Source organism: Lacihabitans soyangensis (assembly GCF_024343775.1).
Classification (GTDB): Bacteria; Bacteroidota; Bacteroidia; order Cytophagales; family Spirosomataceae; genus Leadbetterella; species Leadbetterella soyangensis.
This window is the reverse complement of sequence record NZ_RJUF01000002.1, coordinates 1-19949: the sequence shown is the minus strand read 5'-3', so window position 1 is coordinate 19949 and position 19949 is coordinate 1. Positions and strand designations below refer to the sequence as shown.

Genomic DNA, 19949 nt, shown 5'->3' with positions numbered 1-19949 from the left:
CTCACCGGAATAACTCTCTGTGAATTGTAAAAAAATATTTAAACAGAAGTTTAGGAGCAAAAAGGACTAATTTTGCCTCATAAAAAAACTCATGATGTCTTTAGTAAATATTTTTAAAAACCGGTGTCCAAATTGTAAAAAAGGTTATGTTTTCATTAATAACAATCTTTTTTCTTTCATGCGATTAACGGAGATGAATCAGAAATGTCCAAACTGCAATTACAACTTTTTTCCTGAAAATGGCTTTTATTGGGGAGCCATGTTTGTCAGCTACGGTTTGGCCAGTTTGGAAGGTATGTTAGTAATATTTGCATGCGTGTTGTACGGGAATGAGTTGTTCGATTATGCTAACCTTTTGATCATCATCGCTTTTATGATAATTCTGTTTCCTTTTAATTTTCGACTTTCAAGAATTATTTGGTTATATATTTTTGGCAACAAAACAAAATAAAGAAATAAAATGAAAGATGCTTTTATAATAGATGCAGTCAGAACTCCAATTGGGAGTCTTGGAGGTAGTTTGTCTTCAGTTCGAGCAGATGATCTGGCGGCAATACCAATCAAAGAATTAATAAAAAGAAATCCAAATATTCCTTTAGAAGCTATCGAGGATGTTATTTTGGGCTGTCATAACCAAGCTGGTGAAGACAATAGAAATGTGGCCCGCATGGCCTTGCTTTTGGCCGGTTTGCCCTTTACAATACCAGGTGAGACGGTCAACAGGCTATGTTCATCAGGTATGTCGGCAGTTATTCATGCTAGCAGAGCCATAAAAGCTGGTGATGGCGAAATACTAATTGCTGGAGGTATGGAGCACATGACTAGAGGTCCGATGGTGATGAGCAAGTCTTCAAAGCCCTTCGGTGGAGATGTTCAGTTGTTTGATTCCAGCTTCGGTTGGCGATTTGTGAATCCATTGATGAATAAATTGTACGGCACTGATGCCATGGGAGTTACTGCTGAAAATTTGGCTGAAATGTATAATATAAGTCGGGAAGATCAGGACTTATTTGCGTATAATTCCCAACAAAAAGCCTTCACTGCACAGATTAATGGGGTTTTAGAAGAAGAAATTGTGCCCGTTGAGTTAGTAGACAAAAAAGGAGTAGTGACCATGTTCGCCAAGGATGAATTTGTTAAAGGAGCCACAAGTTTAGAAACTTTATCCAAATTAAGGCCAGTTTTCAAAAAAGAAGGTGGAACTGTTACTGCTGGAAACGCTTCAGGCCTGAATGACGGTGCTGCAGCTATGTTTATTGCTTCAGATAATGCTGTTAAATCTTATAATCTGGTTCCAAAAGCAAGAGTCGTTAGTTCGGGAGTGGTAGGAGTGGAGCCAAGAATTATGGGCATTGGGCCAGTTGGAGCTTCGCAAAAAGCTTTACAAAAAGCAGGTTTGACTTTAGCTGACATGGATGTAATTGAGTTTAACGAAGCATTTTCAGCACAGTGTTTGGCTGTTTCCAGAAATCTTGGTTTGGCTGATGATGATGAAAGAATCAATCCAAACGGTGGAGCCATTGCCCTTGGTCATCCGCTTGGGATGTCAGGTACAAGAATCATTCAAGCGGCTGTAAATCAATTGCAAATAACTAAAAAAAGATATGCTTTAGCCTCTATGTGTGTGGGAGTAGGCATGGGTTATTCTGTAGTTTTGGAAAGGGTTTGAGATTTGAAGAAAAATACCATGGAAATTAGAAATCAGTAAAATCCGTGGTATTTTTAATATCCGTGTCATCCGTGTTCAATTAGCATGCTACTTAAAATCACTTCAACCCCAACATCCGAATCGCATTTTCTTTCAAAATTAAAGGTTTTACTTCCTCTTTAAATCCTGCATCGGCAAAGTCTTTCATCCATCTTTCAGGTGTAATTAGCGGGAAATCTGTACCAAAAAGCACTCTGTCTTTGAGCATGGTATTGGCATATTGTACCAACTGCTTTGGAAAGTATTTTGGCGACCAGCCACTCAGATCTATATAAACATTCGGCTTGTGCATGGCTACCGAAAGAGCTTCATCTTGCCACGGCCAACTTGGGTGGGCAATAATGATTGGGCAATCCGGAAAATCAATTGCCACGTCATCTAAATGCATGGGATTGGAATATTCAAGTCTCAGACCGCCACCACCACGTACGCCCGAACCAAATCCCGAGTGACCTGAATGAAAAAGCATCGGTAATTTGTATTCTGCAATGACTTCATAAAGATGATAAGCCATTTTATCTTGCGGATAAAAGCCTTGAACCGTTGGGTGAAATTTAAAACCTTTGACTCCGTAATTTTCAATTAAATCTCGTGCCTCGCGTGCACCCATACGGCCTTTGTGAGGGTCTATACTCGCAAAGGCTATCATTACATCGTCGTTTTTCAGAGCAGCTTCGGCTACTTCGATATTTGGGATTCTTCTTTTGCCTACATTGTGCTCAGAATCAACCGTAAACATCACAAAGGCCAGGTTATTATCCCTGTAAAAATCGGCGGTTTCTTGAATGGTAGGCCTTTTGTCTGATTTGAAGTATTTCGCAAATGCCTCATCCAGTTCAGGACGATAGTCATCATGAGGTTGGCAGCATGATACTTCAGCATGGGTATGAACGTCAATTGCGATTACTTTTTTTATATCTATCATGATTAATCTAAATGGTCAGTATTTGGGTCAAAAATGGTTAAGCTGTCCGTTTGAAAAAGAATTTCGGCTAATTGGTCAACTTTACTTAATTCATATTTAAAGAAAAACTTCATGGTTTCGATTTTTGAAAGATAAAATTTGCTTTCGGTATCGCTATTGTGGATATTCAATTCGGCTATTTCCGACATTTTCAGCCATTGCCATGCTACATTTAATAATCCAAAAAGCTCCATGTAAGTAGTGGCATCCTTTATGAATATTTCCACATCTTTTTCTTTCGATAACTTTTCTAAGTGCTCGTTGACTTTATCGAAAATACTCAGTTTTTTTTCAAAATCATCCAGGAATATCTTAAGCTTAGGCTCTTTTCTGACTTTCTCTAAAGTTTCTTCAACCTCAGAGTACCAATATTTCAGAGCAATTTTGTCATTTCTAAAAATCTCTCTGCCCAAAAGTGCCAAAGATTGAATGCCGGTAGTTCCTTCATAAATGCTGCAAATTCTGACGTCTCTGGCCAGTTGTTCCAAGGGAAAATCTTCAGTATAGCCATAACCGCCCAAGACCTGCAAGCCTTGATTTACAGACACAATTCCCATTTCTGCACCAAAGGTTTTGGCAACAGGAGTAAGGAGCTCAAGCAAAGTTTCAAAATATGCTTTTCTATCTGGATTCACACGAGTTTGATCAATGTAAAAATAGCATTGTATCATAAATGCCAAGCCGCCTTCTACAATCGCTTTCTGTTTGAAAAGCATTCTTCTTACATCAGGGTGCTCAATGATGTTGGAAGGTACTAATTTAAGGTTTTCATCCAATCGTTTTCCTTGAATACGTTCCTTTGCATACTTTAGAGAATGATGATATGCCGCCGACGCACAAGCGATTCCGGTCATGCCCACTCCTAAACGGGCACTGTTCATCATTTTGAACATTTGGGTTAGACCTTGATTGGGTTCCCCTAAAAGATAGCCAACACAATTGTCGTTTTCGCCAAAAGCCAAATGCATGGCCGGCGTAGCTTTTTGGCCCATTTTATGATAAATGCCTATAGAGGTAACATCATTGGAGACCTGCAAATCATCCACACGATTCTTTGGCACAATAAACAAAGAAATGCCTTTTACGCCTGCCGGAGCACCTTCAATACGGGCTAAAACCAAATGAATGATATTAGGTGTAATGTCATGGTCTCCAGCAGAAATAAAAACTTTTTGTCCAGAAATTTTGTAGGTTCCATCAGTTTGAGGAATGGCCTTAGTGGCAACATCGGAGAGTGAACTGCCCGCCTGAGGCTCGGTAAGACACATACTGCTGAGCCACTCTGCTGATAGTAACTTAGTGACATATTGGTCCTTTTGCTCTTGAGTACCGAAAGTAGCTATCAGATTGGCACAACCATTGGCCAGATCGGTGAACATCATGAAGCTATTATGGGCACTTAATCCGATGTATTCTGATGCAGCATATACCGTTTTGGGTAATTGTTGGCCATCAAAGGACTCATCAAAAGTAGCAGAAATCATCCCAGCCTCAGCATATGTTTTTACGAAAGTATGCACACCTGAATGTACGCTCACTTGACCATCAATCAGTTGCGGCTGATTTCTATCGCTATCGACAAAAGCAGGTAAAGAAGTTTTTTGACTGATTTCATCGGCCATATCAAGCACCAAATCGAAGGTCTCTTTCGAATGATTTTTAAAATAATCATCCTCGCAGAGTTCTTCTACTTTCAGCACTTCGTGCAATATGAAATCAATATTTTGTCTAGCGTATAATTGCATCTTTATTTTATTTTGTGACTGGTTGGAACACGGATTTTATGGATTTGACACGGATTTTTTAATAAAAATTACAATACCTTTCAAATAAAATAATCAGTGAAAATCTGTCAAATCCGTGTCATCTGTGTTCTATAAAAACACAAGCAAATCAGCTTTCGCCCCACACTTTTATGGCTGTATTTACTACCAATTCCATTTTTCGCCATTGGTCGTCTTGGCTCATGTCGTTGCCGTGGTGTGTGCTAGAGAATCCACATTGCGGACTTACACACATATTTTCCAATGGCATATATTGAGCGGCTTCGTCAATTCTTTTGCAAAGGTCATCAATGTTCTCCATTTCTCTTTTTTTCGATGAAATGATTCCCAAAACTACTTTTTTGTTTTTCGGAACAAAACGCAAGGGAGCAAAGTCTCCGGAACGTTCGTCATCGTATTCCAGAAGATATCTGTCCACATTAATTTCGTTGAACAAAATTTCGGCAACAGGCTCATAACCTCCCTCGGCAAACCAAGTGCTGCGGTAATTGCCTCTGCACAAGTGAATTCCTACTGTCAAATCGTCTGGTCTTCCGTCGATAACAGAATTGATCAATGCAGCATAAGTTTTAGGTAATTCATTCGGGTCTTCACCTCTTTCAGCTGCTGCTGCACGCATTTTTGGGTCACAAAGGTAGGCCAAATTGGTGTCGTCTAATTGCAAATAACGTAAGCCTGCCTTGTAAAGATGATCGATTTCTTCTTTGTAAGCCACTGACAAATCATGGAAAAACTCATCCATGTCCGGATATGAATTGATATCTATAGATTTTCTACCTCCACGGAAGTGAATCATGGTAGGGGATGGTATCGATACTTTTGGAGTGGCCTTAACGATTGATTTTAAGAAATTAAAATCATCTACCTGGATATCATGCTGGTGTTTAAGTTTACCAGTTACACTTAATACTGGCGGGGTAAACCCATCGGAGGCAACTTTGGCTTGTCCACCTCCTACACCTCCGGTGACAGTTACCCCTGCTAGTTCCTTGAGGAAATCAAGATGGAAATAGTCTCTTCTGAATTCACCGTCGGTAATGGCTTTCATGCCTGTGGCCTCCAGTTTTTTTACCGTTTCGGTAATGCCGATATTCTCAATTTCTCTCAATTCTTCGGCCGATATTTGGCCATTTTTCCATTTATCTCTGTTTTCTTTTACTTCGGTAGTTCTTAACAAACTACCCACATGATCCGCTCTGAAATTGTTGTTTTTCATTCTGTTATATTTTTTTTAAGATTTTTATTTTATGTATCCTGCTTGAGCTTTTTTGCCTGTTTTCACCCAGGCTCTGAGTTCGTCAAATGCCTGTCCGGTTTGTGCTTCTGTAAAGTTACAGTGCCCTTGTCCATCCGTGTATTTTACCGTGAAATAATCCTGTTTCCCTTTTTCTTGAATCAAATTTTCATATCTGCCAATTGCCATTTCGGCAGGAATGAGTTGATCATAAACCGTATGCAAAGCCAGAGTCGGTTTGTCTATATTTCCAGTTCGGTCATATTGTGCAAAAAGTTTGTCTTGGGCAATGTTTGCTGTCAATCTTTCCACTTTTTGATTCACCTGGAGATTGTCCCTGAATCCGCCATAAAGCGTATTTGTATTGTCGTAAGGGTTTCCGCCACCTTTGATGGCTATGTCTCTTAGTACATTTTCGCCAAAAGCCAGAGCAAAAGGCAAATCGTCGGGTTTCAGATCAAATCTGTCTGCAATATCGGCGGCAAGTAGTGAGTCTTTGGCGAAAATCTCTTTTTTGATTTTCATGGCTTTGCCAAACGCAACATTCATGGGTACGGGTTTGGTTGATTGATTTTTATCTAATATTTCTCCTAAACTGGGCATATATCCGGGAAACAGTGCATTGAATGCGGCTATCAGGTCAAACTCTTTTTTGGTTTGGAGGTAAATTCTGCCTGCCAATGGGCACATAGGAAAGCCACCTACATAATTTTTACCAAAATTCTCCAGGGTAGCAATGGTGATGCCACCGCCCATAGAATGCCCCGCTATAAAAGTAGAATCGGGCTTTCCATATTTATTCACAAAATATTGTCGAAGTGCTTCGGTATCATCGACTCCTTGAACCAAGGCCAGGCCTTGATTTCGATAGTCGGAGGCTGCTACGGCAAAACCTCTTTCTGTAAATGGTTTCATTCTAGAAATCCACTCCGGATTTTTACTTTGTAAAGGACTCCCCATAAACTCATATCCATGGGCATACATCACGAGTTTTCCTTTCCAGTTTTCAGGGAAAACAATTCGGAAAGCAGCACCATTTATTGCTCCAGAGTCTATTTTAGCGATTTTTTGTGCAAAAACTGCATTTGTAAATAAAAGAAGAGCTATAATTTTTTTCATATTTATAGGTTGGTTTAATTTTATTTTGCTCCCATTCTTATGGCTCCGTCGAGTCTGATTACTTCTCCATTGAGCATCTGATTTTCTATGATATGTTTTACAAGATTTGCGTATTCGGTGGGTTGACCTAATCTTGGAGGAAATGGAACTTGTTTTCCTAAAGATTCTCTAACATCATCAGGCATGGATGCCAATAAAGGAGTTTCAAAAATCCCTGGGGCAATAGCCATTACTCTAATTCCCATTCTGGCCAGTTCTCTAGCAATCGGCAAAGTCATGGCCACTATTCCCCCTTTTGAAGCTGAGTATGCGGCCTGACCGATTTGCCCATCAAATGCTGCCACAGAGGCTGTATTGATAATTACGCCTCTTTCACCACCTTCATTGGGCTCATTGTTTTGCATCACGTTTGTGGCTAATCGTAATACATTGAAAGTGCCGATGAGGTTGATATTGATTACTTTAGAAAAGAAATCGAGTGCATGTGGACCATTTTTACCAACAACTCGCATGGCTGGGCCTATTCCTGCACAATTGGCTACGCCATTTATCGCACCAAAATGATGAATGGCTGTATCAATTGAGTTTTGAACATCGGCTTCGCTGGTAACGTCGGTTTTGACAAATAAGGCATTTTTGCCCAATTCTCTTTCTGCTATTTCGCCAGCTTCTGCATTTACATCCAAAAGGACTGCATTTCCACCGTTTTCAAGAATCATTTTGGCAGTAGCATATCCCAAACCAGATGCTCCACCTGTTATTACGAATGTTTTATTTTGTATTTTCATTTTTTTGTTTTTACGGATGGCACGCTGATAAAACGGATGTTCCAACGCAGATTTTACGGATTTTATTTTTGATTATCATTCAATTTTCTTGTTTCAAATTTTTCCTTGAATTTTCAAATACTTTCCTTTTGAATTCTGGTTTAATGCCGAAATTTAAAAGGAGTCCAACTTCTTTATCAGTACCTCTCAAATAGTTAATTAATTGACTTTCAAATTCAGGAACAATAAATTCGGCTGCTTTTAATTTCAATATTATTTTTTCATCTACAACTAAATCTGCGTAATATTCACCTACCTCGAAACCTTTGAAATTCACTTTAATTTGCTTTTGAGCTTCAACATGAAAACCTCTTGACCTCAATTCTAAAAATAGTGAATTTTGATAAACTTTTTCTAAAAAGCCAAAACCTAGTTCATTGTAAACATCATAAAATGTTTTTAAAACCTTATCAGTTAGTCCTTGTATAGTAATTCCATATTTGTACATAAATAATTTTCATTAAAAAATAGAGTACATCTTAATGTTGTTAAACCCAGATTAAATCCGTTTTAATCAGTGTTCGAAGATCAGCGTCATCAGCGTGCCATTTGCCACTAATCATTTTGTTGTCACGCTGATAAAACGGATATAAACACTGCTGATTATTAAATCCGTGTCCATCAGCGTTCGGAGATTAGCGTCATCAGCGTGCCATTATAGACTTATCTGAACATTTCCTCCACCAAATCTGCCCTGTGCTTCAAAACGGCCCTTTGATTAAGAGAGCCTTTATCGGTTATTTCCCCCAAATCTATCGAAGGGGGCTCCGTCGCAATGATTATCCTTTCCACTTTTGTTGAACTTCCAGTAGATTGTGAATTGAATTTTTCGAGCATTTCACCCAAAAAATGATGCACTTTTTCGTGCAAATAGGCTTCTTTGTAGTCCAAATTTTCTCCAATCAAATTTCGACAAGAATCTCCATTTAAAAACAAAATCGCTCCTATATACTCTTTATCCAATCCGGCAATGACCACGTCCTGTACAATGGGTGAACCTGCTGAAATAATTTTGGCTTTCAAAACGCCTACATTTACCCAAGTGCCGGTAGATAGCTTAAAATCCTCGGCAATTCTGCCATCAAAAACCAAACCTTTGTTCGGGTCATGTTCGTCCACAAACTTTACGGCATCACCGGTTTTGTAATAGCCTTCTTCGTCAAAAGATTTAATCGTTTCTTCCTCGTTTCTCCAATAGCCCGGTGTTACATTCGGAGCCTTGTATCTGGCCTCCATTTTGTCGCCATCTGGCACCAATTTCACCTCCATTCCTGCGACAGGCACACCCAGGAGACCCGAAAAACTACCTCCCCAGCTGGCAAACATGGCCGAAGGACCCGATTCGGTGCAACCGAGGCCTGTAATAATTGGTATTTTTTCGCCTATGGTTTCCATGGCCAATTCCTCTAACCGATTCCAAACGGGTTGGGCCAAACTCGCTCCTGCGTAAAACAAAATATTGAGATTTTTAAAGAATTTACCTCTCAATTCGGGTTCTTTTTCAAAATAGGGGATCAACATTTCAAAACCTTTTGGCACATTGAAATAGGCGGTCGGTGAAATTTCTCTAAGATTTTGAACAGTGCTCTCTATTCCTTTGGCGGTCGGTTTTCCTTCATCAAGATATAGTGTTCCTCCATTGTAGAGTGTGAGTCCGAAATTGTGATTTCCCCCAAAAGTATGATTCCAGGGCAGCCAATCAATAAATACTGGCGGTTCTTCCTGCATAAAAGGAAAAACTTGTGTGATTTGCTGCAAATTAGCACACCACATTTTTTGAGTGTTTATCACACCTTTAGGTAACCCGGTTGAACCTGATGTAAATAAAACCTTAGCAACAGTTTCAGGTTTAACTTTCGAAAATGCCTGATCAACGCTTTCGTTATAAGGTGTATTTAAGAGTTCAGAAAAATCTATCTCCGTAGATTGTTCGGCAGTAACTATTTGAATATTAGGAAATAACTGTTTAGTTAATTCAATTGCATTTGCATAATTTTTGGCGTCTTGTGCAAAGACTAATTTTGGGGTCATTAGTTCCAAACAATGCTTGAGTTTGCCAAAGTCATTTGAAATTAAGGAATAAGGTGGCGATATTGGAGTATAAGTAATACCAACATGCAATGCTGCCAATGCTAAAAAGGCATGTTCAATACTGTTTTCTGATAATATTACGATGGTTTCGTCCTTCGAAAAATTTAGATTTAAAAGGTATTGAGCAATTGATTTTACTTTTTCCAAGGTTTCAAAATACGAAAACTCCTTCCATTCATTGACATGGTTTCTACGTGCAATGAAAGTTTTGTCTGGAGTTTTATTTGCCCAATAAATCAATTTTTCGTTGATTTTCTCTGGAAAATCTTCAAGTGATTGGTTAAGTTTGAACAAAATAGAGCCGTCATCACGAATGGTTTTCGTGGTCGAGGTCGGTCCAAATTTTGTTTTTTTAAACATATAGAATTTTTAAAATTTTAAAAAGTATTGTGGTTTCGGCTTCGCTCAATCATTGGGTTTTGGCTTCGCTCAACGACCGGGTTTCGGCTCCGCTCAACGACCGGGTTTCGGCTTCGCTCAACCACCGGGTTTCGGCTCCGCTGAACCACCGGGTTTCGGCTTCGCTCAATCATTGGGTTTTGGTTTTATTCAATCCTTTTTCGAAAAATCAACAATCGTCAATCAAAAATCAATTCAATCGAATCAATCAACTCATTCTCCAACCTTTTTGGCTCTGCCTTCCAAAAAGTCATTCAATCGTTTTTTGGCTTCTGGCGACGACGAAGAAATAGTAGCTATTAGCGATTCCATCATCAATCCTTCCGTTTGCCCTGAATCCACTATCCTCGGTAAAACATGCATCAAGGCATAGTTGGTTGTTGATGCATTTTGGGCTATTTTTTTTGCAATTTCTATTCCTTTTTCTAATCCTTTTCCTTCATCGGTTACATATTGAGAGAAGCCCATTGGCATGCCTTCTTCGGCAGAAATTACCCTTCCTGTAAACATCATATCGGCCATGCGGGCCATTCCGATGAGCTTTGGTAATCGCACTGAAGCTCCACCTCCCACAAAAATCCCCCTCTGACCCTCAGGCAAGGCATAGAAAGTACTTTTTTCGGCTACTCTTATATGGCAAGCCGAGGCAATCTCCAAGCCTCCTCCTACACAAGCCCCATGTAAAACGGCTACTACGGGCACGGTACCAAACTGAATTTTTTCCAAGGCTCGGTGCCAAATTCTTGAGTGGTGCAAACCTTCTATGATATCTCTTTCTTTGAGTTCTGATAAATCGAGTCCGGCACTAAAATGCTGACCCTCGCTATAAATAACTGTACACTTTACACCATCTGGAATATTAGAAAAAACGCTTTCCAAACCTAAAACCAATGCATCATTAATGGCATTCCTTTTTTCGGTACGGTTGATTTTTACCAAAAGAATGTCCTCTTTCTGCTCGATAATTAGCGATGATGGCAAGTTCATAAATGTGAAAACTATTTAAAAAGAATAATTAAATATAAGAATAATACAAATGTACTTGAATTATTTCTTTTCGGAATAGGCGGAAAATGTCAATTTATATGCAGAATCAATCAATATTGAAGAAAATTGGTCCAAATATAAAAATTTTCTATGCTTTCCTGTATTGATTTGGGGTGGTGCCAGTTTTAGATTTAAAAAACCGTGCGAAATCCGAGGGATCTTCTTTTCCAATGGTTTCTGCTATTTCGCTGATGCTTTTCGTGGTTTGTTTAAGGAGAACTTTGGACTCCAATATCCGCATTTCTTCTAATAATTCATGGGCGGTTTTTCCTGTGGTGGCTTTAACACATTTTAAAAGATGGTTTGGTGTAACTGATAGATATTCAGCATATTCGGTAACTGTTTTTTTTGTGTAAATAAATTCCGAAAGGGCGTTTTTGTATCGCTGGGTCAATACTGAAGAAGCATCTTTTTTGTAATATTGAGTGATTGTTGCTTGGCTTTTAATTTCTGTTAAAAGGGTTGTTACATAAAGTGGCAAACCAACTTTATTCTCGTTAAGGTGTTCAGCTATGAGTAATTCGAAAAGATTTTCAATTTTTTTAGCCTCTGTTATTTCGAATACGGGTTCAATGAAATGTGAAAATAATGGAAAGTCTTTTTCAATTTCTACTTTTAGGTTTGGGTGATTGAAAATTTCGGGAAGGAAATGCATGTAAAATCCGGTAGCATCATCACTAACATAATCGATACTGGTGATTTGATCAGCAGAAAGGCAAAAACACGAGTTTTTCTTGAGTTCGTATTTGTTCAAGTCTTTACGCCTTACCACAATCCCATTGGTAATAAATAATAGAAAGTACACCGATCTGCGATGCGGCGGGGTAGGTAGTTTTAGGTGTTTCTTGTAATCTTCTATTCTAGAAACATGGAAGTTTTCGTAAAGACTTGTTATAGGAGCCTTCCAATCAGCAAAAAGGTAATCGTCAAACTCCGAGGGTTTTACGGTTGGGACTTTTATGTGGTCAACTCTGGCCAAATTTATAAAAGTTTCCAAACTTTTATACTCACATTGTCAGGGTTGCGTTCGCCTGTACACACAAACAAGGCGTTGTTCATCCAATCATATTTACCCGTTGGGGCCTCAAATTTAGGTATCGCCCTGAAATAATATTCTGATGGACTCACTTGTTCTCCTTTTCCAATTTTTGCAGCTACCTCTGGAGAAGCTACTCTCAAGCCTATGTTTTTAATATAAATTGTAACTCCATCGTCAGTTTTCATTTGGTAATGTGCCTCAAGTTCTGCTACTCCGTCTTTTCTAACGATTTGCCAATCAGCACCACCGGGAAGAATTTCTGCTTTGATTTTTGGGCCGTCTACGGTACCTCCAATTATAGGTATGATTCGTCTTAAACCATGTGGTGTTTCTCCTACAACATAAGGCGGATTTAGTTTGACTTTAAGCTCGCAAACATATTCAAGACCCGGTGCTTTTGGTGTATTTTGCCCGAAGGCTATAATTGATGTAAAAAAGAAAAGGACAAAGAGGCTATTTTTCATGTTCAAGGTTTTTTATGCAATATTAGGAAAACCCAAAAACTTAAAAACAAATATCTGTAAATTTCTTTTTGTTTTTCATCTATTCAATTTCAGTGCGTCAGATATATAAATGAATGATTTAATTCATAAAGTATCATGCTAATAATTAAAAATGATTGATTTTGAATATTATTTGCTTTTTATTGACTAACAATTGATGGATAATGGGCTTAATTTTGTTCAAAAAATAATAGGATTTATCCTAAACAATTGATTGGATTATGATATTAGAAATAGCAGAGTTTGATGTACTCGCAGGAAAAGAACAAATGTTTGCGGAAGCTAGCCATGCGGCCTCGAAAGTTATTTCTCAATCAAAAGGTTTCATCTCAGTTGAGTTTAATCAATGTCTTGAAAAACCTACAAGATTTTTAGCTTTTATTAGATGGCAAACCTTAGAGGACCATACAATTGGTTTTAGAGAATCACCTTTATTCACTGAATGGAGAGCCATATTATCCCCATTTTTCAATACCGCCCCGGTAGCTTTACATTACAATATTGTTTAAATATGAAAAGAATTTTGAAGTCGGCCATTGCTTTGTTCGAAGCTGAATCAAATGACAAACAAGTGCGAGAAACTGTTGAGGGTTTTATTGAGCAAATAAAAACTGGAGGCGATAAGGCAGTAACCGAGATTTCAAGAAAGCTTGACAATTGGTCTCCTGAGAGTTTCAAGCTTTCTAAAAGTCAGATAATAGATATCATCGCAGGTTTGCCCTCACGGGTTATTGAAGATATTGAGTTTGCTCAAACGCAAATCAGGAATTTTGCTCAGCATCAAAAAAATGCCCTGAAAGACATTGAAGTTGAAACCCTCCCTGGAGTATTTTTGGGTCATAAGAATATTCCCGTTAACAGTGTCGGATGTTATGTTCCTGGGGGAAGATATCCGATGGTCGCATCGGCTCATATGAGTGTGCTTACTGCAAAAGTAGCTGGTGTAAAGCGAGTTATAGCATGTACTCCGCCCATCAAGGGTGAAATTCCTGCCGCTACAGTTGCAGCCATGCACATGGCAGGGGCAGACGAAATATATCTTTTGGGTGGTGTGCAGGCCATTGCTGCTATGGCTTTGGGAACTGAGACTATCGGGGCGGTAGATATGATTGTTGGTCCGGGAAATGCCTATGTGGCTGAGGCTAAGCGTCAACTATTTGGTAAAATTGGAATTGATTTGCTCGCTGGCCCAACCGAGACTTTGGTAATTGCAGATGACACCAGCGATGCAGAAATTTGTGCCACAGATTTGCTCGGACAAGCTGAGCATGGCCCAACTTCACCAGCCATTTTGTTGACTAATTCGGAGAAATTGGCAAAAGAAACCATTCTTGAAGTTGAAAAACAACTGAAAACACTTCCAACGGCCGATATTGCAAGTGTATCTTGGAGAGACTACGGCCAAGTGATAGTGGTGGATACTGTAGATGAAATGGTAGCTGAGGCTGATGCCATTGCTAGCGAACATGTGCAAGTTATGACAGCTGATCCCCGATATTTTTTAGAAAAAATGACTAACTATGGTGGGCTTTTTTTGGGGCAGTATACCAACGTGGCTTATGGCGACAAGGTCATTGGAACCAATCATACCCTACCAACGAAACATGGAGCCAAATATACTGGAGGTCTTTGGGTAGGTAAATTCATGAAGACCTGTACATACCAAGAAATCAGAACTCCGGAAGCAAGTGCCATGATTGGTGAATATTGTTCGAGATTATGTGAAATTGAGAATTTTGCAGGACACAAAGAGCAAGCGGATATTAGGGTTAGGCGGTATTCTTGATTTACGTTTAATTCGAATTACGATTCAAGATCAATAATTTAAGATTAAGGATTTAGGATTTCAGATTAAAAAAAGTTTTATGAGAACAGTTTTGGTTACTGGAGGTGCTGGAGAAATTGGTTCGGCCATTTGTAGAAAATTTGCAGAAAATGGATATAATGTTATCGCAACTTATAACTCGAACTCTGCAAAGGCAGAAAAGTTATTAGCTGAGCTAAATGATGTAATTCCCCCATCGGGGCTTAGAGGCCTTCACAATATTTTCCATGCCCCAACCACTGATGCACAGAAACTAATTGATTTAAAGGCATTTGTGGCAGAGAAATATGGTAAAGTTGATGTTTTGGTGAATAATGCAGGAATTACGACACCTGTTCAGCACGATGATTTAGATGGCTTGACAGACGAGTGGATTGATAAAATCATGCAAACAAATTTCAGAGGTAGTTTTGCAATGGTAAGAGCAATGAGGGATTTGTTAAATAAAGCGTCTGACGAAAGCAATGAGTCTTCTTTAATAGTAAACATTTCATCTATTGCAGGAATTTACGGCATCGGAAGTAATGTTGCGTACTGTGCTTCAAAATCGGCCATTGATTCCATGACACGTTCTTTAGCAAGGGCTTTAGCTCCAAAAATCAGGGTTGTATCGGTTTCACCGGGCTTTGTAGAAGGAGAATATACCAAAAATTTCGACCCAGCTTATTTGCAAAATCAAATGGATAATACACCATTGGGGCGTTTTGCAAATGGTGTTGATGTGGCGAATGTGGTTTTTTCGCTTGCCACTTCCATGACATTCTCAACTGGAAATATCATTACAGTTGATGGTGGAAGGTTATTGAAATAAAATTTTGAATTGGATACTTGAATAAAGCCAATTAAACCAATGACCAATTAACCAGTAACTAAATTACAAATGAAGATAATAGACCTTTCTGTAACTATTTCAGAAAAAATAAAAGAGCCGCTTCCGACCAAAATTAGTTATGAAGACCATGCAGAAGGGGCAAAAAAAATGGGTGCGATGCTTTTTGATGGCATGACCGATTGTTTTGTGAATAATAATGGGCCAGCTGGTGAAACCTTAACGGTAACCAGTCATTGCGGAACGCACGTAGATGCACCTTATCATTATTACCCGACCTGCGAAGGCAAACCTTCACGTACCATAGACGAAATGCCCTTGGAGTGGTTTTTTCAAGATGGCGTTGTGCTTGATTTTACCGATAAACCCGATGGCTATATGTTTGAGCCTGAAGATTTAATCGAAAAACTAGCCGCTATCAATTATACCCTAAAACCTTTGGATATTGTGTTGATTCGTTGTGATGCCGATAAGCGTATTCATAATGATGATTTTGTGAAAATCCATGTTGGAGCATCGGCAAAAGCTACACACTGGCTCATCGACCAAGGTATTAAAGTAATGGGAACCGATGGTTGGGGTTGGGATATTCCATTGCATATTCAAGCGGCTGATTATAAGGCAAATCCAAGACAGGGGGTGATTTGGCAAGCACATTATGTAGGTATTGAAAAAGAATATTGTCAAATCGAAAAATTGGCAAACCTTGACCAATTGCCACCTTTTGGCTTTAAAGTAGCATGTTTCCCCGCAAAAATCGAAAAGGCAAGTGCTGGCTGGACAAGAGCGGTGGCAATTTTTGAGTAAATGAGTTTGGTTATTAGCGGAGTTACGGTCACGTAGGGAAGCCGAAAGGGCCTTAATGCCAAAATATGAAAAAAGATATAAACATACCAGTAATAGAACCCAACGGAATGGATTCGTTCCATTTCAGTGGAGTGAGCTGGCCTTTTAATGTAAGCAAGGATCACAATCTTTTTCATATCAATCGTATCGAGAATTATAGAGATAAACTCTCTTTCCCTCTACCACCTCATCGCAAAACTGTATATGATTTGATTTTTCTCACCAAAGGAAGTTCCATCAGGAGCAAAGGCTTGGCAAACTATGAGTTTGGAGTTGGTCAATTTTTCTTTTTGCCACCTTATCAAATCACCTCACATGAGTTTATGAGCAAAGATGCCCAAGGCTACTTTGTGCATTTTGATATTGATATTTTGAAGCACTACTCTTTGGACAAACACCTCAATAAATTCAATTTCTTGAATTTTCTTTCTAATCCTGTAGTGTCTGTTTCGACCGAAGCCGTTGATCCGATTTTAAATATCTTTCATAGATTAGAGGTGTTAGACCAAGAAACGGAAAACAAACAAATGGAGTTGATAGCTTTTTACGTTTTTGCATTATTGAAAGAGGCCTCATTGTTTGCTGGAAATGATTTGAAACCTCAAAAAAATGCGGCCGCAAGTCTAGTTCAACGCTACAAAGAGGCACTTTCGCAATTTATTTATCAAAAGCAGAAGGTAAGCGACTATGCTGATTATCTGCATGTAACGCCCAATCATTTGAATAAATGCGTTAAAAGCATTACCATGAAATCATCGCAAGATTTATTGAACGAAATGATGATTTTAGAGGCCAAATCCTTGTTAAAATATTCTAATCTGCACATAGCGGAAATCGCCATAAAATTGGGAAATCAAACTCCAAGTAATTTTGCAAGGTTTTTCAAGAGCAAAACAGGCATGATGCCAAAGGAATATAAATAAAATCCTCCAAGAATCAACAGTGTAGGTTCGTTTGCATATTTGGTTCTATTCAACTTGGCTATCTCTATTCGGAGTTATAGCTTCTTTTTTCATTAAAAATTTAGATAAAGGGATTTAATTTCCTCCACCAATATTTCTTAAAACACTTTTTTAATACTTTTATGTGAAATAATTGACAAATACACATTGGACAGAAAACTAGATAATACCCATTTTGAAAATCAGGTTGCCATAGTCACGGGTGCAGGAGTAGGAATAGGTTTTGAGATTGCAAAACAGTTGGCCGAAAACGGAGCAAAAGTGATCTTGAACGATATAGACCAAGATTTGGCTGAGAAAGTAAGCAAAACAATTTCTGAGAGCGTAGGAGTCTGCAAGGCATTTGCAGGAGATATTTCAGAAATGTCTGTTATTCAAAATATTGTAAAATTTGCAGTTGAAAGTTTTGGTAGATTAGATATACTTGTGGCCAATGCCGGGATCACTACTTTTGGAGATTTCTGGGAGTATCAGCCCGCTTCTATGCAGCATTTGTTGCAGGTGAATCTTTTTGGAACGTTTTTTCTGACGCAAGCGGCCACAAAACAAATGGTTGCACAAGGTAATGGTGGAAGTGTTTTACTTACCTCATCGGTTACGGCACATGCTGCCCATAAAAACTTGGCAGCATATGGTATGACAAAGGCTGCTATAGATCAACTCGCAAAAAATCTGATTGTGGATTTGGCCCCGAATGGTATTAACATTAATACGATTGTTCCCGGAGCTACCCTCACAGAGAGAACCTTGGAAGATTCGGAATACATTGCCACTTGGTCAAGGATTACGCCTTCTGGTCGACCAGCCACCATCCAAGACATCGCACATGCGGCTTTATTTCTGGTTTCGCCCCTTTCAAGGCAAATTATGGGGCAAAATGTGGTAATAGATGGAGGGTGGACTTCGGTGGGAGTTTCGCCTTATGAACAATAAATACAATAAAACAGACCTTACATAAAAAAATGATACGACACTCCGTAATTCTAAAATTAAAAAACACCATTGGCGTCGAAGAAAAACTAGCCTTTTTTGATGCGGTAGATAAATTGAAAGATATCCCAGATGTCAAGAGATTTGAGGTTATGAATCAAATTAGCTCCAAAAATAAGTTTGAGTATGGTATTTCTATGGAGTTTGATATACAGGAACAATACGATACCTACACCAACCATCCATTTCATGTGGCTTTTGTTCAAAACTTTTGGATTCCTAATGTCGAGGATTTTTTAGAGATTGATTATACACCTTACAACCATTTATAGAATGAATAAACTATTGTTCTTTACAGTTTTAGCCATTGTTTTCTGCTCATGTGGCGAGTCTAAACTCAAAAATAAAGTCGATTATGAGGTGAAGATCGACAAGATTGATTCCACTTCTTACAGAGAATTGACCGATTTCAAGGTAAAGCAAATGTCGAGTAATATCATCGGTTTGGACGAGAGTACCGACTTCAAATTTTATTTTTCTGGTTTACAAAAGGTGGATTCTCTTAAGTCAAATCAAGCTTATGACTCTTATTTGAAGTCCATTAAGAATGGAGAAGTTGCTGATGCAGGAGCTTATCAAGTGAAAACTTTATTTAAAAGCAAAACAGAAAGATATGAACTATGGAAACTACAGTATGTCAGCGTGGACGCCTCTCCAAATTTTTATGGTTCACATGTTTTTTTGAGTTATTTCAGAAATGATAGTTTAAAAAATACCTACGAAGTGGCCAACAGTTCGACAGCCGGTCGCTCATCCAACTCTACAATTACAAAAGCCAACGCACACATTAAATCTGACAGCGTTTTGGTGTCTTTAGTAAAAATTACCAAAATGGCTGATAAGTCGGATACAGCGAAAATAGATAAAATCATTATGGTTAAATGATTTAACGGCATTTGTGAACGTTCTTTTTCAAAAGTAAATTTTTAGTTACGAATTTTAGAATTAGTTTTTTTAATAAAATTGCCATCTTCTTTATCAATTGTCCTTTTAAATTTAAGGTGCTATGTTGAATTAAGTGGGTAAGATAAAATTTGTTTCTGATATTTGTTCAATGAATAGTGAACAAATATTTCAATTGGCTTTAGGTTTAAATGAGCCGTGGTATGTTTCAAAAGTAGAGTTTTTGGATGGGGATTATCAAAAAGAGCTTCATTTAACGATTGACTACAAAGTTGGATTTTTTATTGATAAGACTGGCAAGAGTACTGTACATGATAGAGTAGATAGGAAGTGGCGGCACCAGAATTTTTTTGAGCATAAGTGTTACCTACATTGTAAAATACCACGTGTAAAAACTGTTGAGAATAAGGTTGAACAAGTCTCAGTACCGTGGGCACGGGAAGGTAGTGGTTTTACACTTCTGTTTGAGGCATTTAGTATGTTGTTAATAGAGCAAGAAATGCCAGTCAACAAGGTAGGCAAAGTGATTGGAGTTTACCCCAATCGCATCTGGAATATCTTTAATTATTGGCTTGGAATTGCTTATTGTGGTGCAGATCATAGTGATATTTCAACATTGGGAATAGACGAGACAAGTTCTAAAAAGGGGCATGATTATATAACCGTTGCGGTGGATATGAAAACTTCAAGGGTAGTACATGCAACTGAGGGCAAGGGAGCAGACACCATTACGAAAATAGCTGATTATCTGGAAACTAAAGGTACCCAGAGACAGAATATCAAGCAAGTTTGTATAGACTTATCACCCTCTTTTATCAGTGGTGTGGAGTCAGAATTTTCAAATGCTCAAATAGTATTTGATAGGTATCATGTCAAAGC

General features: G+C 38.5%; 21 protein-coding genes. 11 read left to right on the top strand and 10 right to left on the bottom strand.

Features of this window, described 5'->3' with window-relative positions; all coding sequences use genetic code 11:
* Positions 1–178: 178 nt before the first annotated feature.
* On the top strand, positions 179–451 hold the full coding sequence (locus EGI31_RS01220) for a hypothetical protein (protein ID WP_255035297.1): 273 nt from the start codon (positions 179–181) through the stop codon (positions 449–451).
* Between the two features lie 9 nt (positions 452–460).
* Complete coding sequence (gene pcaF, locus EGI31_RS01215) at positions 461–1669, top strand: 3-oxoadipyl-CoA thiolase (RefSeq protein WP_255035296.1); 1209 nt, start codon at positions 461–463, stop codon at positions 1667–1669.
* Positions 1670–1766: 97 nt separating this feature from the next.
* Here the strand turns inward: pcaF and EGI31_RS01210 are convergent, their stop codons facing one another.
* The 10 genes from EGI31_RS01210 to EGI31_RS01165 form a co-directional block, all read right to left on the bottom strand.
* A complete protein-coding gene (locus EGI31_RS01210; protein ID WP_255035295.1) occupies positions 1767–2633 on the bottom strand; it encodes an amidohydrolase family protein in 867 nt (288 codons plus the stop codon).
* 2 nt (positions 2634–2635) lie between these two features.
* On the bottom strand, positions 2636–4417 hold the full coding sequence (locus tag EGI31_RS01205; protein WP_255035294.1) for an acyl-CoA dehydrogenase family protein: 1782 nt from the start codon (positions 4415–4417) through the stop codon (positions 2636–2638).
* 148 nt (positions 4418–4565) lie between these two features.
* On the bottom strand, positions 4566–5672 hold the full coding sequence (locus tag EGI31_RS01200; protein ID WP_255035293.1) for a 5-methyltetrahydropteroyltriglutamate--homocysteine S-methyltransferase: 1107 nt from the start codon (positions 5670–5672) through the stop codon (positions 4566–4568).
* Between the two features lie 24 nt (positions 5673–5696).
* Positions 5697–6809 carry an alpha/beta hydrolase family protein gene (locus EGI31_RS01195; protein WP_255035292.1) on the bottom strand — a complete coding sequence of 371 codons (1113 nt, stop codon included), beginning with the start codon at positions 6807–6809 and terminating at the stop codon, positions 5697–5699.
* Between the two features lie 20 nt (positions 6810–6829).
* Complete coding sequence (locus EGI31_RS01190; protein WP_255035291.1) at positions 6830–7597, bottom strand: 3-hydroxyacyl-CoA dehydrogenase; 768 nt, start codon at positions 7595–7597, stop codon at positions 6830–6832.
* Positions 7598–7676: 79 nt separating this feature from the next.
* The gene (locus EGI31_RS01185; RefSeq protein WP_255035290.1) at positions 7677–8084 is read right to left on the bottom strand and encodes a GxxExxY protein; all 408 of its coding nucleotides are present in this window, start codon (positions 8082–8084) and stop codon (positions 7677–7679) included.
* A 215-nt stretch (positions 8085–8299) separates the two neighbouring features.
* A complete protein-coding gene (locus EGI31_RS01180; RefSeq protein WP_255035289.1) occupies positions 8300–10087 on the bottom strand; it encodes a feruloyl-CoA synthase in 1788 nt (595 codons plus the stop codon).
* A 252-nt stretch (positions 10088–10339) separates the two neighbouring features.
* Positions 10340–11113 carry a crotonase/enoyl-CoA hydratase family protein gene (locus tag EGI31_RS01175; protein WP_255035288.1) on the bottom strand — a complete coding sequence of 258 codons (774 nt, stop codon included), beginning with the start codon at positions 11111–11113 and terminating at the stop codon, positions 10340–10342.
* Between the two features lie 148 nt (positions 11114–11261).
* Positions 11262–12170: a helix-turn-helix domain-containing protein gene (locus tag EGI31_RS01170; RefSeq protein WP_255035287.1), complete on the bottom strand. Its 909-nt coding sequence runs from the start codon at positions 12168–12170 to the stop codon at positions 11262–11264.
* The gene (locus EGI31_RS01165; RefSeq protein WP_255035286.1) at positions 12155–12676 is read right to left on the bottom strand and encodes a DUF3237 domain-containing protein; all 522 of its coding nucleotides are present in this window, start codon (positions 12674–12676) and stop codon (positions 12155–12157) included. The genes EGI31_RS01170 and EGI31_RS01165 overlap by 16 nt, the downstream gene beginning before the upstream one ends.
* A 260-nt stretch (positions 12677–12936) precedes the next feature.
* On the opposite strand from EGI31_RS01165, the gene EGI31_RS01160 reads away from it, so the two are divergent.
* From EGI31_RS01160 to EGI31_RS01120, 9 genes are all read left to right on the top strand, one after another.
* The gene (locus tag EGI31_RS01160; protein WP_255035285.1) at positions 12937–13224 is read left to right on the top strand and encodes an antibiotic biosynthesis monooxygenase family protein; all 288 of its coding nucleotides are present in this window, start codon (positions 12937–12939) and stop codon (positions 13222–13224) included.
* Between the two features lie 2 nt (positions 13225–13226).
* Positions 13227–14501, top strand: coding sequence for a histidinol dehydrogenase (gene hisD, locus EGI31_RS01155; protein WP_255035284.1), 1275 nt, complete (start codon positions 13227–13229; stop codon positions 14499–14501).
* 79 nt (positions 14502–14580) lie between these two features.
* Positions 14581–15351, top strand: coding sequence for an SDR family NAD(P)-dependent oxidoreductase (locus tag EGI31_RS01150; protein ID WP_255035283.1), 771 nt, complete (start codon positions 14581–14583; stop codon positions 15349–15351).
* A 69-nt stretch (positions 15352–15420) separates the two neighbouring features.
* Complete coding sequence (locus EGI31_RS01145) at positions 15421–16176, top strand: cyclase family protein (RefSeq protein WP_255035282.1); 756 nt, start codon at positions 15421–15423, stop codon at positions 16174–16176.
* Positions 16177–16241: 65 nt separating this feature from the next.
* Positions 16242–17138: a helix-turn-helix domain-containing protein gene (locus tag EGI31_RS01140; RefSeq protein ID WP_255035281.1), complete on the top strand. Its 897-nt coding sequence runs from the start codon at positions 16242–16244 to the stop codon at positions 17136–17138.
* A 186-nt stretch (positions 17139–17324) separates the two neighbouring features.
* Entirely contained in the window at positions 17325–18110 is a 786-nt protein-coding gene (locus EGI31_RS01135; RefSeq protein WP_255035280.1) for an SDR family NAD(P)-dependent oxidoreductase, read from the top strand.
* A 29-nt stretch (positions 18111–18139) separates the two neighbouring features.
* Positions 18140–18439, top strand: a complete 300-nt coding sequence (locus EGI31_RS01130) for a Dabb family protein (protein ID WP_255035279.1) — start codon at positions 18140–18142, stop codon at positions 18437–18439.
* A gap of 1 nt (position 18440) precedes the next feature.
* Positions 18441–19052, top strand: a complete 612-nt coding sequence (locus EGI31_RS01125; protein ID WP_255035278.1) for a hypothetical protein — start codon at positions 18441–18443, stop codon at positions 19050–19052.
* Between the two features lie 169 nt (positions 19053–19221).
* The coding region (locus tag EGI31_RS01120) for a transposase (protein ID WP_255035277.1) at positions 19222–19949 on the top strand (728 nt) is incomplete at its 3' end.